The following is a 14208-nucleotide window of genomic DNA, read 5'->3' as shown; positions in this document are numbered from 1 at the left end:
ATTATAATAACTAAAACAAGCAAGTACCTTTGCGATTAAAGGAATCATGATGGCTGAAGAAACAAGTTTAGAAATTGAAGAAACCGGTAAAAGCAAAAAGAAACTAATAATAATCATAGTAGCTGTACTACTTATTGTAGGCGGTGCTGCAGGTTACTTTTTTATGTCGGGTTCGGATGCGCCAGTTGAAACCTTAGATGAAGAGACTGCGATGTCAGCAGATGCTCCTTCTGCTGCAGTTGGTGATTCAGCTGAAATAGGCAGTGCTTTATATGTGTCAATGCCACGCCCATTTGTATTTAACGTTCCCGGTTCAAGTCGCGACAGAATTGTGCAAATTAAAGTACAGTTACTAGTACGTGGCGAAGTAAATGAAGAAACAGCCAAAAAACACATTCCACTAATAGAAGGGACGCTACTAAGCGTGTTTTCTACTACAACTGCTGATGAGTTAAGTACGAGCTCTGGTAAAGAAACACTTCGTTTTTCTGCACTTGAAAAGGTACAAAAAGCCTTAATGGATGTTGAAGGCAGCAAAGTAATTGAGCGGGTATTGTTTACCGGCTTTGTGATGCAATAAGGGGTTAGCGTGAGCGATTTATTATCCCAAGACGAAATTGATGCGCTATTACATGGCGTTGATGACGTTGAAGAGGAAGATATACACGAAGGTGAAGATGGCGGGGGAAGTACGCTTCAGTACGATTTTTCTTCGCAAGATCGGATCGTGCGTGGTCGTATGCCGACGCTGGAAATTGTTAATGAACGCTTTGCTCGTCATATGCGAATTAGCCTATTTAACATGATGCGCCGCACCGCAGAGGTGTCTATTAACGGCGTGCAAATGATTAAGTTTGGCGAGTATATTCATACTTTATTTGTTCCAACCAGCTTAAATATGGTGCGTTTTAGACCTTTAAAAGGCACTGGCCTGATTACCATGGAAGCACGACTTGTGTTTATTTTGGTAGATAACTTTTTTGGTGGTGACGGGCGTTATCATGCAAAAATAGAAGGCCGAGAATTTACCCCAACAGAGCGCCGAATTGTACAAATGCTCCTTAAAATAATCTTTGAAGATTATAAAGAAGCTTGGGCACCGGTTATGGATGTATCGTTTGAATATCTCGATTCTGAAGTAAACCCAGCTATGGCTAATATTGTAAGCCCAACTGAGGTTGTGGTTATTAGTTCTTTCCATATTGAGCTCGATGGTGGCGGTGGCGATTTTCATATAGCACTTCCGTATTCAATGCTTGAGCCAATTCGAGAGCTGTTAGATGCGGGTGTTCAGTCTGATACTGAAGATACTGATTTGCGTTGGAGCAAAGCGCTTCGCGATGAAATAATGGATGTAGAGGTTGAAATATCAACTCAGTTGCTTGAAGTTGATTTAACCTTAAAACAAATTATGGAACTCAAAGCCGGTGATATTATTCCGGTTGAAATGCCTGAGCATATAACCGTATTTGTTGAAGAACTCCCTACATTTAGAGCCAAAATGGGTCGCTCTCGCGATAATGTTGCGCTTCAAATTAGTGAAAAAATTAAACGACCTGATTCAGTTAAATCTGAGCTGCATGTATTTACCAAAGGCGGCAAGAAAATTGACTCAGATGCAGAATTAGCAGAACTAGAAGATGATTTACACCTCTCTGACGGTGTAGACTTAGACTGGTAATTGATTAAAAGGTTAAAAGTATGAGCGATGATCAAGACACAATGGATGAATGGGCAGCAGCATTAGCAGAAGCCGAAGCTCCAGATGATAGTAGCGAAGCACATGTTGCAGAGCTTGATGAGTTAAGTGATTCAAAACACGAAATGAGTGGCGATGAAAAACGAAAACTCGACACTATTTTAGATATCCCCGTTACTATTTCAATGGAAGTAGGACGCTCTAAAATTAATATTCGTAACTTATTGCAACTTAACCAAGGCTCTGTTGTTGAGCTTGACCGTGTTGCGGGCGAGCCGCTAGACGTGCTAGTTAATGGTACTTTGATAGCCCATGGTGAAGTAGTTGTAGTAAACGACAAGTTTGGTATTCGCTTAACTGACGTGATAAGCCAAGTAGAGCGGATCAAAAAACTACGATGAGCTTATTAGTTGCTTTAACGAGTTCCGTTTTTTCAAAAGCAGATGTGGCAACACCTACTGGAGATATACTCTCTATGGTGCTGTCGCTTGTAATGGTGCTAGTACTAATTATTGTGCTGGCATTTTTTGTTAAAAAGCTTAATCCAAATTTAGCAAACAGCGATGAATTTAAAGTAGTCAGAAGTCTACCTTTGGGTTCTCGCGAGCGTTTAATGGTTGTTGAGATAGATAATGCTCAGCATTTACTTGGTGTAACTCCCCACAGTATTAATTACTTACACAAGTTAGAAACTCCATTAAGTGAAAAAGAACTACCTGAACTCGCTAAACGATTTGGTAAACTTTTAAACCCGCAATCAAACCAAAATAAAAAGAATTAAACCTATGACAAAGTGGCTGCTTATTATTTTTGCCATGGTGTTTGTACCAAATGTAAGCGCAGAAGGAATTGATGCGCTTACTATTACAACAAACGCTGATGGCACACAAGATTACTCAGTAACGTTACAAGTTTTAGCAATTATGACGGCGCTGAGTTTTATACCGGCTGCCATAATTATGATGACCTCCTTTACACGAATAATTGTTGTACTCGCCATTTTGCGCCAAGCGATTGGTTTGCAGCAAACACCGTCGAACCAAGTGTTATTAGGGATGTCGCTTTTTCTAAGTATTTTTATAATGTCGCCTATTTATCAGCAGGTAAACGAGCGAGCTATAGAACCTTACTTAAATGAGCAGGTTACTTCAGTACAAGCTTTAGAGCTGGCTAAAGAGCCAATGAAAGCCTTTATGCTTTCTCAAGTGCGTCTCAAAGACTTAGAAACGTTTGCTAAAATTGCAGGTTACGATCAGCTAGATTCGCCACAAGATACACCGTTAATAGTGCTTATACCCGCCTTTGTAACCAGTGAATTGCAAACCGCATTTATAATAGGGTTTATGTTTTTTATCCCATTTTTAATTGTTGATTTAGTGGTCGCCTCAGTATTAATGGCGATGGGTATGATGATGCTTTCACCCATGATTGTGTCCTTACCGTTTAAAATTATGTTATTTGTACTTGTAGACGGCTGGAGCTTAGTGATGGGTACCTTAGCCAAAAGCTTTGGTTTAGGGACTTAGTATGCAAAGCATTAACATGACCCAACAATAGGAGTACAACATGGAACCGGAAATTTTTGTTGATATCCTAAGTGACGCTCTTTTTTTAGTTATTAAGCTTGTGTCTGCAATTGTAGTCCCAGGCTTAATTATTGGTTTAGTTGTGGCTGTGTTTCAGGCCGCAACGTCTATCAATGAACAAACATTGAGCTTTTTACCTCGTTTATTAATTACCATTAGTGCGCTTATTGTGGGTGGGCATTGGCTTACTCAAGAGCTAATGGACTTTTTTACTCGCCTAGTATTACTTATTCCTGAAATTGCAGGTTAAACGTGGAATACCCCTTTGCTGTCGTTATTCAATGGTTGAGCGATTTTTTGTTGCCGCTGGTACGCATTAGCTCAATGATTATGATTATGGCTGGTTTGGGGGCTAAAAATGTTCCTACACGTATAAAAATGGGTTTATCGGTTGTTGTAACTTTTGTTGTAGTTCCTGTTCTGCCCCCAGCTACATTCACTAATTTATTTTCGTTTGAGATGATTTTAGTCGTTATTCAACAAATGATGATTGGTGTTGCTATTGGTTTTGCATCTATACTTTTATTAAATACTTTTGTGTTAGCAGGGCAAATACTCGCGATGCAAACCGGTTTAGGTTTTGCTTCGGTTATTGACCCTTCTAATGGCGCGAGTGTGCCTGCTGTGGGCCAGTTTTTCCTTATTTTGGCCACCCTATTATTTTTTGCTTTTAACGGTCATTTAATGATGATTCAAATGGTGGTGCATAGTTTTCAAGTGCTACCCATTGATGGCACATGGTGGTCTGTAGATCATTACTGGGACATAGTGACCTGGGGCGGCTGGATGTTTACTACAGCACTTGTACTTTCACTTGCACCGCTTACCGCGATGCTCGTTATTAATATGTCGTTTGGTATTATGACGCGTGCAGCACCGCAATTAAATATTTTCTCTATTGGTTTTCCGTTTACCTTGGTAGCGGGACTTATTATTATTTGGGCGACACTAGGTAACTTTGTTACTCAGTTTGAGTTTCAATGGTTAAAAATGGTTGAGCTAATGTGTACTTTAGTTGGTTGCTCACCTTAGGGGAAAGTCATGTCTGAAGACTCAGGACAAGAAAAAACAGAAGAACCCACATCCAAAAAGCTTGAAGAATCTAAAAAGAAAGGCCAAATAGCGCGCTCAAAAGAGCTAGGTACCATGTTTGTACTTATTTTTTCGGCTATATCGCTTTTGATGTATGGGCCAGAAATTGGCAAAGGTTTATACAATGTAATGGGCCGAACCCTTAGCTTAAATCGCAACGAAGCCTTTGATACCACTAAAATGTTTGCCGTATGGGGAGAGGTTGCAGACGCTTTAATGTTTCCTATGGCTATGTTTGTATTAATTATAGTTTTGGCTGCATTTATTGGGAATACGTTACTAGGTGGTTTTAATTTTAGCTGGGAAGCCGCTGCACCTAAAGCAAGTAAAATGTCGCCAATGAAAGGCTTTAAACGTATGTTTGGCCCGCAAGCGGCTATTGAGCTTGTAAAGTCACTTTTAAAATTTGGTTTGGTTGCAAGTTTTGCTATATTTTTAATTAATACCTATTTTGATGAAATACTGCATTTAAGTTTAGAAAGTGCACCAGGTAATATTATTCATGCCTTAGAGATTTTAGGCTGGATGTTTTTAGGCCTTTCATGCACTTTAATTATTATTGCGGCTATTGATGCACCATTTCAAAGTTATAACCATAACAAACAACTTAAAATGACAATGCAAGAAATTAAAGATGAGTATAAAAACTCTGAAGGTGACCCACAAATAAAAGCGCGTATTAGGCAAACACAAAGGCAAATGTCGCAAAACCGTATGATGCAAGATGTCCCTGACGCTGATGTTATTGTTACCAACCCAACTCACTACTCTGTAGCATTAAAATACGATACAGAGCGCGCAGGTGCGCCTATAGTACTTGCTAAAGGTATTGATGAAATGGCGATGCAAATTAGAAAAGTAGCAATAGGGAATGAAGTACCTATTTTAGAATCCCCCATGTTGACCCGAGCGCTTTATCATACGGCTGAAGTAGGAGAGCAAATACCCGATCAGCTATTTACTGCAGTAGCGCAAGTTTTAGCGTATGTATTTCAGCTTAAGCGCTTTAATAAAGGGCGCGGTAAACGTCCAACTAAGCTCAATAACAAGCTCCCAATCCCCGATGCCTACAAGTATTAAACCGTTAACTTAGTAACTTGGAATAGTTATTGCAAATTCTACGTAGTGTCAATTTTTTGAAATTGTAGAATTATGAGTTTTAAAGCGGTATTACAACAACTTAACAGAGACAAAAAAGACTATGCCAAAGGGGTAGGTACTCCTTTGCTTGTGCTTGCAGCCTTGGGAATGGTGATCTTACCGTTACCGCCATTTTTACTCGATATCCTTTTCTCGTTTAATATTGCCCTCGCATTAGTGGTTTTACTCGTGACTGTTTACACGATGAAGCCGGTTGAGTTTGGTATATTCCCCTCTGTATTACTAATCGCTACGATTATGCGTTTAGCGCTTAACGTTGCCAGCACTCGAGTTGTATTACTTGAAGGTCATAATGGTGGTGATTCTGCCGGTAAAGTAATTGAAGCGTTTGGCTCAGTTGTTATTGGTGGTAACTACGCAGTTGGTTTGGTCGTATTTTTAATCCTTATTATTATTAACTTTGTGGTAATTACCAAAGGTGCTGGGCGTATTTCTGAGGTATCTGCACGTTTCACCCTTGATGCAATGCCGGGTAAACAAATGGCAATCGACGCCGATTTAAACGCTGGTTTTATCAGTGCTGAGCAAGCGCGTGACCGCCGCGAGGAAGTAACTCGCGAAGCCGATTTTTACGGCTCAATGGATGGTGCGAGTAAATTTGTAAAAGGCGATGCCATTGCAGGTATTGTTATATTAATCATCAATATTGTTGGTGGTTTATTTGTCGGTATGATTCAACATAATTTGAGTTTTGGCAACGCAATGGAAGTATATACATTACTTACCATTGGTGATGGCTTAGTTGCTCAACTCCCTTCTTTACTGCTTTCAATTGGTACCGCGATTGTTGTAACACGTCAAAATGAGTCGCTCAATATGGGTGATCAATTTAAGAAACAACTAGGTAACGAAAAATCACTCTTTATTGCTTCAGGTATTTTGATCATCATGGGTTTAGTGCCTGGTATGCCGCATTTTGCTTTTTTAAGTTTAGGTGCGTTATTGGGTTATTTAGCTTACTACACACAGCAAACTAAGTTAAAAGCCGCTGCAGCAGAAGCCGAAGAAGCCGCCAGTGGCGGAAGCGCTGCAACAGGTATTGCCAATAAACAAGAGCAAAAAGAACTTGGTTGGGATGATGTTCAGCAGGTTGACGTAATTGGCCTAGAAGTAGGTTACAGATTAATTCCGTTGGTAGATCAATCTCAAGGTGGTGAGCTACTTAATCGTATTAAAGGTGTACGTAAAAAGCTTTCTCAAGAACTTGGTTTTTTAGTACCACCTGTTCATATTCGCGATAATTTAGAGCTTGATCCAAATGCTTACAGAATAACGCTAATGGGTGTTTCAACCGGTGAAAGCGAACTTAAACATGGCGACGAGCTAGCGATTAACCCAGGGCAAGTATTTGGTCCTATTAAAGGGGTTGAAACTAAAGATCCTGCGTTTGGCCTTGATGCAGTATGGATCAAGCCTGATCAAAAAGATGAAGCGCAATCACTAGGTTATACCGTTGTAGATTCAGCCACGGTAGTCGCCACTCATATTAGCCAGTTATTAACTAACAGTGCGGCGTTGCTACTAGGGCATGAAGAAGTTCAAAACCTGCTTGATATGCTTGCTAAAAGCCATCCTCGCTTAGTAGAAGGACTAGTACCTGATGTGTTGCCATTAACTGCAATTGTAAAAGTACTGCAAAATTTATTGAATGAAGGTGTAGCTATTCGCGATATGCGCTCAATTGTTCAAACCCTTGTTGAGTATGGTCCGCGTAGCCAAGACCCTGATGTATTAACGGCTGCAGTGCGTATTTCTCTGCGTAGGTTAATTGTTCAAGATGCGGTTGGTATGTCATCAGAAATCCCTGTCATAACCTTGGCACCTGAGTTGGAACAGATGTTGCATCAGTCATTACAAAATGCAGGCGATGAAGGTGCCGGTATTGAGCCTGGACTTGCAGAGCGACTTCAAGTGTCATTGACACAAGCGCATCAAAATCAAGAAATGGCCGGTGAACCTTCTATATTGCTAACGTCAGGAATGTTACGCACTGTGTTATCTCGTTTTGTTAAGTACACCATTCCAGGATTGAGAGTGATGTCTTACCAAGAGGTACCAGACGAAAGACAGATCAAGATTGTTAGCTCTGTAGGCCAACAATAAGATTTTAACAGGGGTTGAATCATGAAAATTAAACGTTTTTTTGCTAAAGATATGCGCACAGCACTTAAAGAAGTTAAAGATGAGTTAGGTGTTGATGCGGTTATTATGTCAAATAAGAAGCTGGCTAACGGTGTAGAAATTGTAGCGGCAGTTGATTATGACAAAGCAGCCCCTAAAGTAGCAGCGCAACCACAACGTACTGCAGAGCCGCGTGCTCAAGCACCACAGCAAAGTATGCATAATTTTGTAAAACCAGAGCCTCAGCGTGCCAAACCAGAGCCGCAGGCAAAAGTGGCTGACAGCCTACAGGCTTTGTTAGAGCGCCAATCACCGCGTCCTCGCTCCCCTGAACTTGCATCAATGTTTTCACAATCAGGTATTGATACTACCGATAACTATCAAGAACCAGTTATGGAACAGCGTACTAAAAATATGTTTGCTCCTGAAAATGCAGCGCCAGTTCGTCCACAAACTCAAGCGGATAGCTTAGGTTTTGATGATTTAGACAGCGACTTTGATGATTTAGATAGTCCAGTAACGGCTCGCCAACAAACACCCAATAATGAAAGCGAAGAAATGACAACAATGCGTGAAGAAATGAACGCAATTCGTCAATTACTTGAGCATCAAGTATCAGGCTTAATGCAGCAAGATATGGCGCGTCGCGATCCAACACGCGCTTGCATGGTTGACCGCTTAGTCGGTATGGGTATTGATAAAGAAGTAGCGCAACAAATGGCATGTTTTGTACCTGATGATGTATCTCGTAAGCAAGGCTGGAAAGCGTTGTTAACGATGGTCGAAGATCAAATGCAAACAACCAATAATGAAATACTTCGCCAAGGTGGTGTATATGCGTTAGTGGGTCCAACAGGTGTTGGTAAAACAACAACAGTTGCTAAGCTTGCAGCTTTAGGCGCACAAAAATATGGCGCTGATAAAGTGGCCTTAATAACCACTGATACATACAGAATTGGTGCTTATGAACAGCTTGCTACTTACGGCCGTATTATTGGTTGTGGTGTAAAGCAAGTTAAAGATGCTAATGAATTAGCTGAAGTTTTATATCATTTACGAAATAAACGTCTAGTATTAATTGATACAGCAGGTATGAGTCAGCGAGATTTACGTTTAACTGAGCAGTTAAACACGTTAATGCGTAACCAACGTGTGGATATTCGCAGCTACTTAGTACTAAGCGCGACGGCACAAATTAATGTATTACAAGAAACAGTACGTCACTTTAAAAAAGTACAGTTAAGTGGTTGTATTTTCACTAAGTTAGATGAATCATTAAGTTTGGGTGAGATTATTAGTATTGCGATTCAAAATCGCCTTCCAATAGGGTATCTTACTAACGGTCAACGAGTGCCAGAAGATATTCGTGTTGCAAATGCTGAAAAACTAGTGAAAAAGGCTGAGCAGTTATATTTAAAAAGAACAAAAGCACAACATTCAAGGCACCAAGCAGTGGCGCCAAGTACAGTAGGGATGTATGATTAACACAGTATTAGATCAAGCAAGCGGCCTGCGCAAAATGAGTCAAAACAATAACAACGGCGTAAAAGTTATCGCTGTAACCGGTGGTAAAGGTGGGGTGGGGAAAACAAATGTTTCTCTAAATACCGCTATTGCACTAGGGCAACAAGGTAATAGAGTATTAGTGCTGGATGCTGACCTAGGTTTAGCAAACTGTGATGTGATGCTTGGTTTACGTGTAGAGCGCAATTTATCACACGTTTTGTCAGGTGAATGTGAGCTTGACGAGATTTTAGTTGAAGGGCCTGCTGGTATTAAAATTGTACCTGCTACATCGGGCTCGCAAAGTATGGTTGAATTATCGCCATCTGAGCATGCCGGGCTAATTCGTGCATTTAGCGAATTGAATACCGAATTTGATATTTTAATTGTAGATACAGCCGCTGGTATTTCAGACATGGTGCTAAGCTTCTCACGAGCAGCACAAGATGTAATGGTTGTAGTGTGCGATGAACCAACATCAATAACCGATGCTTACGCACTTATTAAAGTATTAAGCCGCGAGCACGGTGTTTATAAGTTCAAAATTGTTGCCAATATGGTCCGCAGTATGCGTGAAGGCACTGAATTGTTTGCAAAACTATCTAAAGTTACCGATCGCTTTTTAGATGTTTCAATGGAGCTAGTAGCAACGGTTCCTTATGACGAAAATATGCGCAAAGCAACACGTCGCCAAAAGGTGATTGTTGAGCTCTTTCCAAGTTCGCCAGCCGCTCTCGCGTTTAAAGCGCTGGCGACAAAAGCAGTTAAATGGCCAATACCAAATCAACCATCTGGGCATTTAGAGTTTTTCATTGAGAAACTAGTAAACGGCTAATTATGACAACATTGGTGAATAGAGCTATGGGATATCAATCAACACAAAACTTAAATGTGATTGTTGAGAAACATGCATCACTTGTTAAAAAAGTGGCATGTCATCTAATTGCTCGATTACCACCTAGCGTTCAGCTTGATGATTTAATTCAATCAGGAATGATAGGTTTAATAGAAGCTTCAAAAAACTTTGATGCAACAAAAGGCGCAAGCTTTGAAACCTTCGCCGGTATTCGTATTCGCGGGGCTATGCTTGATGAAATGCGCCGTGGTGATTGGGCTCCTCGTTCAGTACACCGTAAAAGCCGACAAGTTGCAGAAGCAATTACTGGGCTCGAAAGCAGTCTGAATCGCGAACCAACAGATACAGAAGTTGCTGAAAAACTTGAAATTTCACTCAATGAGTACCATCATATTTTAAATGATGTTAATACCAGTAAAGTATTAGGTATAGAAGACCTTGGTGTAGATGAGGATGTTATTACTCCCGTAGGCCAAGATTTAGCGCTAGACAAACCTTTTAATAATGTTAAAAATGATCGGTTTAATGAGTCTTTGCTAAATGCAATAAAGTCATTACCAGAGCGTGATGCAATGGTACTTTCTTTATACTATAACGATGAAATGAATTTAAAAGAAATAGGACATATACTCGATGTAAGTGAATCGCGTGTAAGTCAGATACATGGTCAGGCGATGATTAAGCTTAAAGCTAAAATCAATGACTGGATAAACTAGTAGTAAGTAAACTAAGGTTAATACCTCACTGGGGGATGTTTTGGATAAAAACATGAAAATTCTTGTAGTTGATGATTTTTCAACGATGAGACGAATTATAAAAAACCTATTACGTGACTTAGGTTTCACTAACGTTCAAGAAGCTGATGACGGGTCTACAGCTCTGCCTATGTTACAAAATCAAGTATTTGATTTTGTGGTTACAGATTGGAATATGCCGGGAATGCAAGGTATTGACCTTCTAAGAGCAATTCGTGCAGATGATAAGTTAAAACATATCCCTGTATTGATGGTAACGGCAGAAGCTAAAAAAGAACAAATAATTGCTGCAGCGCAAGCTGGCGTTAATGGTTATATTGTTAAGCCATTTACGGCTGGAACATTAAAAACTAAATTAGAAAAAGTATTTGAACGCTTAGGCTAATGATGGGGGAGAGGCTTATGTCAGCACCAGCTGCGCCTCAAATAACGTTAGAACAAGCTCGTCAACTCGTCATTTATTTAGAAAACGATGAGCAAGATAAAGCTAATCAGTTGATTTTAGAGACAGCTTCGCAAGAGCAGTCTAAATTATTTGCTGAAGTTGGGAAGTTGACTCGTCAACTGCACGAAGCACTTAAAAGCTTTGAGCTTGATACTCGCTTAACTAACATAACGACAGATGCGATTCCAGATGCTAAAAAGCGGCTTAATTATGTTATAGAAATGACAGAAAATGCGGCTAATAAAACAATGGATGCTGTTGAGGCTAGTTTACCTATAGCTCAGCAACTTGCAGATGAAATATCTCATATCAAACCGACATGGGATCGTTTAATGAGCCGGGAGATTGAGCTTGGTGAGTTTAAACAACTTTGCCATAGTATCGATAAGTTTATGAATAACTCTCATCATAAAACGGATGAGCTTCAAAGCTTAATGACAAATGTACTAATGGCTCAAGACTATCAAGACTTAACAGGTCAAGTTATTCGCCGTGTTATAGAACTTGTTAGAGAAGTAGAAGAAAGCTTACTTCATCTTTTAACAGCGTTTGCTGAACAAGATGACAGTGACAACACAGCGAATAAAGTAGAACAACAAAAAATAAAAGAACCAGTTGCCACACAAACTTTAGCAGGTCCTGAAGGCCCTATTATTGATAAAGAATCGCGTAATGATGTTGTATCTGATCAAGATGAAGTCGATGATCTTTTATCAAGTTTGGGCTTCTAAGAGGAGAGTAACTGCATGTTTGAAGTCGATGAAGATATTTTACAAGACTTTCTTGTAGAGGCAGGAGAAATCCTAGAGCTTTTATCTGAACAGTTAGTTGAACTGGAAAATAATCCAGAAGATACCGAGTTACTAAATGCCATATTTAGAGGCTTTCACACTGTAAAAGGTGGTGCAGGCTTTTTAGCTATGACAGAACTTGTTGATGCTTGCCACGGCGCTGAAAACGTATTTGATTTACTACGTCAAGGCGTGCGAACGGTCAATTCAGAGTTAATGGATGTTATTTTACAAGCGCTCGACACCATTAATGAAATGTTCGCGACTATCCAAAATAGGGATAAGCCAGAACCAGCAGATCCTGAGTTACTTCAAACCCTCCACATTTTGGGCCTACCTCCAACAGAAGCCGAGCTTAACGGAGTCGCTTCAGAAACTGACGTTGAACAACCTCTTGATGAAGTAGTTGATACGCCAATAGCTGATGAGGAAGATCCATTTGCATTTGATGAAATGTTTAGCGGAACTCCTTCGGTTAGTGATGCTGAAATAAACGAAATCACTGAAGATGAATTTGAAAACTTACTTGATGAACTACACGGTAAAGGACAAGGTCCTGCAGTTGAAAAGCCAGTAGCAAGTAGTAGTGATTTTAATGGTGATATTACTGATGATGAATTTGACAGCTTATTAGACGAGTTACATGGAGTTGGCAGTTTTGGTGAGGTTGCGAGTAAAGCACCTGAGCAAAGTAGTGTAGTTAGAGCACCTGTAGAACCAGCTAAACCAGCGTCAAATACTGCTAATTCATCAGATGATGAAATTAGTGATGATGAATTTGAAGCGCTTCTTGATGAACTTCATGGTAAAGGCACTGCACCTAAATCAATAGAAAGCACTCCAGCTGTGAAACAGCCCAATATCCCAGCTAAACCAGCTGCAAAAGCGAGTGTGCCTGTAAAAAAACCAGAACCTGTAAAAGCACCCGCTTCTAAACCGGTAGAAAAACCGGTTACTAAAGCAGCGCCAGCAACGCCTAAAAAATCAGCGCCACCAGCAGCAGAGACGACAGTTCGCGTAGATACAAAACGACTTGACCAAATTATGAATATGGTTGGTGAGTTAGTACTTGTGCGAAATCGTTTGGTTAGTTTAGCGACCAATTCAGACAGTGAAGCAATGGGTAAAGCAATCTCTAACTTAGATGTAGTGACTGCTGATATTCAAGGCGCGGTTATGCAAACGCGAATGCAACCAATTAAAAAGGTATTTGGTCGTTTCCCTCGCGTAGTACGCGATTTAGCACGCAGCTTAAACAAAGACATTGACTTACAACTTGTAGGTGAAGAAACCGATTTAGATAAAAACTTAGTGGAAGCACTAGCCGATCCGCTTGTGCATTTAGTTCGAAACTCAGTTGACCACGGTATTGAAATGCCAGCTGTTCGTGAGGCTGCCGGTAAGCCTAGAACAGGTAATGTTACTTTATCAGCGTCTCAGGAAGGCGACCATATTTTGTTGACCATTAAAGATGATGGCGCTGGTATGGATGCTGAGAAACTGAAAAAAATAGCAATTAGTAAAGGCGTGCTCGATCACGATCAAGCGAGTCGACTTTCTGACACTGAAGCATACAACCTAATTTTTGCACCTGGCTTTTCTACAAAAGAAGAGATATCTGATATTTCAGGTCGTGGTGTTGGAATGGATGTGGTGAAAACTAAAATCACCCAATTAAACGGCTCTGTAAGTATTCAATCTGAGTTAGGTGTAGGTACTATTTTAGAGATAAAAGTACCACTTACCTTAGCCATATTACCGACCTTAATGGTAATTGTTGGCGCACAAACATTTGCGTTACCACTTGCAGGTGTTAGTGAAATATTCAACTTAGATTTAACGAAAACAAATGTGGTTGATGGGCAATTAACAATTATTGTGCGTAAAAAAGCAATACCGTTATTCTACCTCGAGCACTGGTTAGTTAAAGGCTCAGATCGTTCACAGCGAAAAGCAAAAGGCCATGTAGTTATTGTGCAAATTGGTACGCAGCAAATTGGTTTTGTTGTTGACTCATTAATTGGCCAAGAAGAAGTAGTGATTAAGCCGCTTGATGCGTTACTTCAAGGAACACCAGGTATGGCAGGTGCTACAATAACTTCGGATGGTGGCATTGCACTGATTTTAGACGTTCCAAACATGTTAAAACATTACGCAGGCTAATAATAAAGTAGGTATATATTTAATATATACCTACGC

At 40.2% G+C, this 14208-nt stretch carries 15 protein-coding genes; all 15 read left to right on the top strand.

All coding sequences use genetic code 11. From position 1 onward, the window contains the following. Positions 1-49 precede the first annotated feature (49 nt). The 15 genes from fliL to I6F45_RS09805 all read left to right on the top strand — a co-directional run bounded on the left by fliL (position 50) and on the right by I6F45_RS09805 (position 14172). The gene (gene fliL / locus I6F45_RS09875; protein ID WP_007585800.1) at positions 50-580 is read left to right on the top strand and encodes a flagellar basal body-associated protein FliL; all 531 of its coding nucleotides are present in this window, start codon (positions 50-52) and stop codon (positions 578-580) included. A gap of 9 nt (positions 581-589) precedes the next feature. Beyond that, positions 590-1681, top strand: coding sequence for a flagellar motor switch protein FliM (gene fliM, locus I6F45_RS09870; RefSeq protein ID WP_007585802.1), 1092 nt, complete (start codon positions 590-592; stop codon positions 1679-1681). A 20-nt stretch (positions 1682-1701) separates the two neighbouring features. Next, entirely contained in the window at positions 1702-2100 is a 399-nt protein-coding gene (gene fliN / locus I6F45_RS09865) for a flagellar motor switch protein FliN (RefSeq protein WP_007585803.1), read from the top strand. Beyond that, positions 2097-2480, top strand: coding sequence for a flagellar biosynthetic protein FliO (gene fliO / locus I6F45_RS09860; RefSeq protein WP_007377952.1), 384 nt, complete (start codon positions 2097-2099; stop codon positions 2478-2480). Before fliN ends, fliO begins: the two co-directional genes overlap by 4 nt. A gap of 4 nt (positions 2481-2484) precedes the next feature. Continuing rightward, positions 2485-3225, top strand: coding sequence for a flagellar type III secretion system pore protein FliP (gene fliP, locus I6F45_RS09855; RefSeq protein ID WP_165725378.1), 741 nt, complete (start codon positions 2485-2487; stop codon positions 3223-3225). A gap of 40 nt (positions 3226-3265) precedes the next feature. Continuing rightward, positions 3266-3535 (top strand): flagellar biosynthesis protein FliQ, encoded by a 270-nt coding sequence (gene fliQ, locus I6F45_RS09850; protein WP_002959325.1) that lies wholly within the window; start codon positions 3266-3268, stop codon positions 3533-3535. A gap of 2 nt (positions 3536-3537) precedes the next feature. Then, on the top strand, positions 3538-4317 hold the full coding sequence (gene fliR / locus I6F45_RS09845; RefSeq protein WP_165728698.1) for a flagellar biosynthetic protein FliR: 780 nt from the start codon (positions 3538-3540) through the stop codon (positions 4315-4317). 9 nt (positions 4318-4326) lie between these two features. Next, a complete protein-coding gene (flhB, locus tag I6F45_RS09840; RefSeq protein ID WP_007585806.1) occupies positions 4327-5457 on the top strand; it encodes a flagellar biosynthesis protein FlhB in 1131 nt (376 codons plus the stop codon). A gap of 72 nt (positions 5458-5529) precedes the next feature. After that, positions 5530-7641, top strand: a complete 2112-nt coding sequence (flhA, locus tag I6F45_RS09835; protein WP_010553901.1) for a flagellar biosynthesis protein FlhA — start codon at positions 5530-5532, stop codon at positions 7639-7641. Positions 7642-7662: 21 nt separating this feature from the next. After that, on the top strand, positions 7663-9144 hold the full coding sequence (flhF, locus tag I6F45_RS09830) for a flagellar biosynthesis protein FlhF (protein WP_007585808.1): 1482 nt from the start codon (positions 7663-7665) through the stop codon (positions 9142-9144). Next, positions 9137-9997, top strand: a complete 861-nt coding sequence (locus I6F45_RS09825; RefSeq protein WP_007585809.1) for a MinD/ParA family ATP-binding protein — start codon at positions 9137-9139, stop codon at positions 9995-9997. Before flhF ends, I6F45_RS09825 begins: the two co-directional genes overlap by 8 nt. 26 nt (positions 9998-10023) lie before the next feature. Then, positions 10024-10734, top strand: a complete 711-nt coding sequence (locus tag I6F45_RS09820; protein WP_007585810.1) for an RNA polymerase sigma factor FliA — start codon at positions 10024-10026, stop codon at positions 10732-10734. A gap of 40 nt (positions 10735-10774) precedes the next feature. Beyond that, positions 10775-11158 (top strand): chemotaxis response regulator CheY, encoded by a 384-nt coding sequence (cheY, locus tag I6F45_RS09815; RefSeq protein ID WP_008132609.1) that lies wholly within the window; start codon positions 10775-10777, stop codon positions 11156-11158. A gap of 17 nt (positions 11159-11175) precedes the next feature. After that, the gene (locus I6F45_RS09810; RefSeq protein WP_007585814.1) at positions 11176-11949 is read left to right on the top strand and encodes a protein phosphatase CheZ; all 774 of its coding nucleotides are present in this window, start codon (positions 11176-11178) and stop codon (positions 11947-11949) included. A 15-nt stretch (positions 11950-11964) separates the two neighbouring features. Then, positions 11965-14172 carry a chemotaxis protein CheA gene (locus tag I6F45_RS09805; RefSeq protein WP_197160368.1) on the top strand — a complete coding sequence of 736 codons (2208 nt, stop codon included), beginning with the start codon at positions 11965-11967 and terminating at the stop codon, positions 14170-14172. Positions 14173-14208 lie beyond the last annotated feature (36 nt).

It is taken from the genome of Pseudoalteromonas sp. SWYJZ19, assembly GCF_015864375.1.
Classification (GTDB): Bacteria; Pseudomonadota; Gammaproteobacteria; order Enterobacterales; family Alteromonadaceae; genus Pseudoalteromonas; species Pseudoalteromonas arctica.
The sequence above is the reverse complement of the archived record's forward strand: the minus strand, read 5'-3'. Positions and strand labels throughout refer to the sequence as shown.

Bases quoted from the DNA above. Each gene is read 5' to 3' on its own strand.
- fliL (WP_007585800.1), top strand. From the start codon at position 50: ATGGCTGAAGAAACAAGTTTAGAAATTGAAGAAACCGGTAAAAGCAAA.
- fliN (WP_007585803.1), top strand. From the start codon at position 1,702: ATGAGCGATGATCAAGACACAATGGATGAATGGGCAGCAGCATTAGCA.
- fliO (WP_007377952.1), top strand. From the start codon at position 2,097: ATGAGCTTATTAGTTGCTTTAACGAGTTCCGTTTTTTCAAAAGCAGAT.
- fliP (WP_165725378.1), top strand. From the start codon at position 2,485: ATGACAAAGTGGCTGCTTATTATTTTTGCCATGGTGTTTGTACCAAAT.
- fliQ (WP_002959325.1), top strand. From the start codon at position 3,266: ATGGAACCGGAAATTTTTGTTGATATCCTAAGTGACGCTCTTTTTTTA.
- flhB (WP_007585806.1), top strand. From the start codon at position 4,327: ATGTCTGAAGACTCAGGACAAGAAAAAACAGAAGAACCCACATCCAAA.
- flhA (WP_010553901.1), top strand. From the start codon at position 5,530: ATGAGTTTTAAAGCGGTATTACAACAACTTAACAGAGACAAAAAAGAC.
- flhF (WP_007585808.1), top strand. From the start codon at position 7,663: ATGAAAATTAAACGTTTTTTTGCTAAAGATATGCGCACAGCACTTAAA.
- I6F45_RS09825 (WP_007585809.1), top strand. From the start codon at position 9,137: ATGATTAACACAGTATTAGATCAAGCAAGCGGCCTGCGCAAAATGAGT.
- I6F45_RS09820 (WP_007585810.1), top strand. From the start codon at position 10,024: ATGGGATATCAATCAACACAAAACTTAAATGTGATTGTTGAGAAACAT.
- I6F45_RS09810 (WP_007585814.1), top strand. From the start codon at position 11,176: ATGTCAGCACCAGCTGCGCCTCAAATAACGTTAGAACAAGCTCGTCAA.
- I6F45_RS09805 (WP_197160368.1), top strand. From the start codon at position 11,965: ATGTTTGAAGTCGATGAAGATATTTTACAAGACTTTCTTGTAGAGGCA.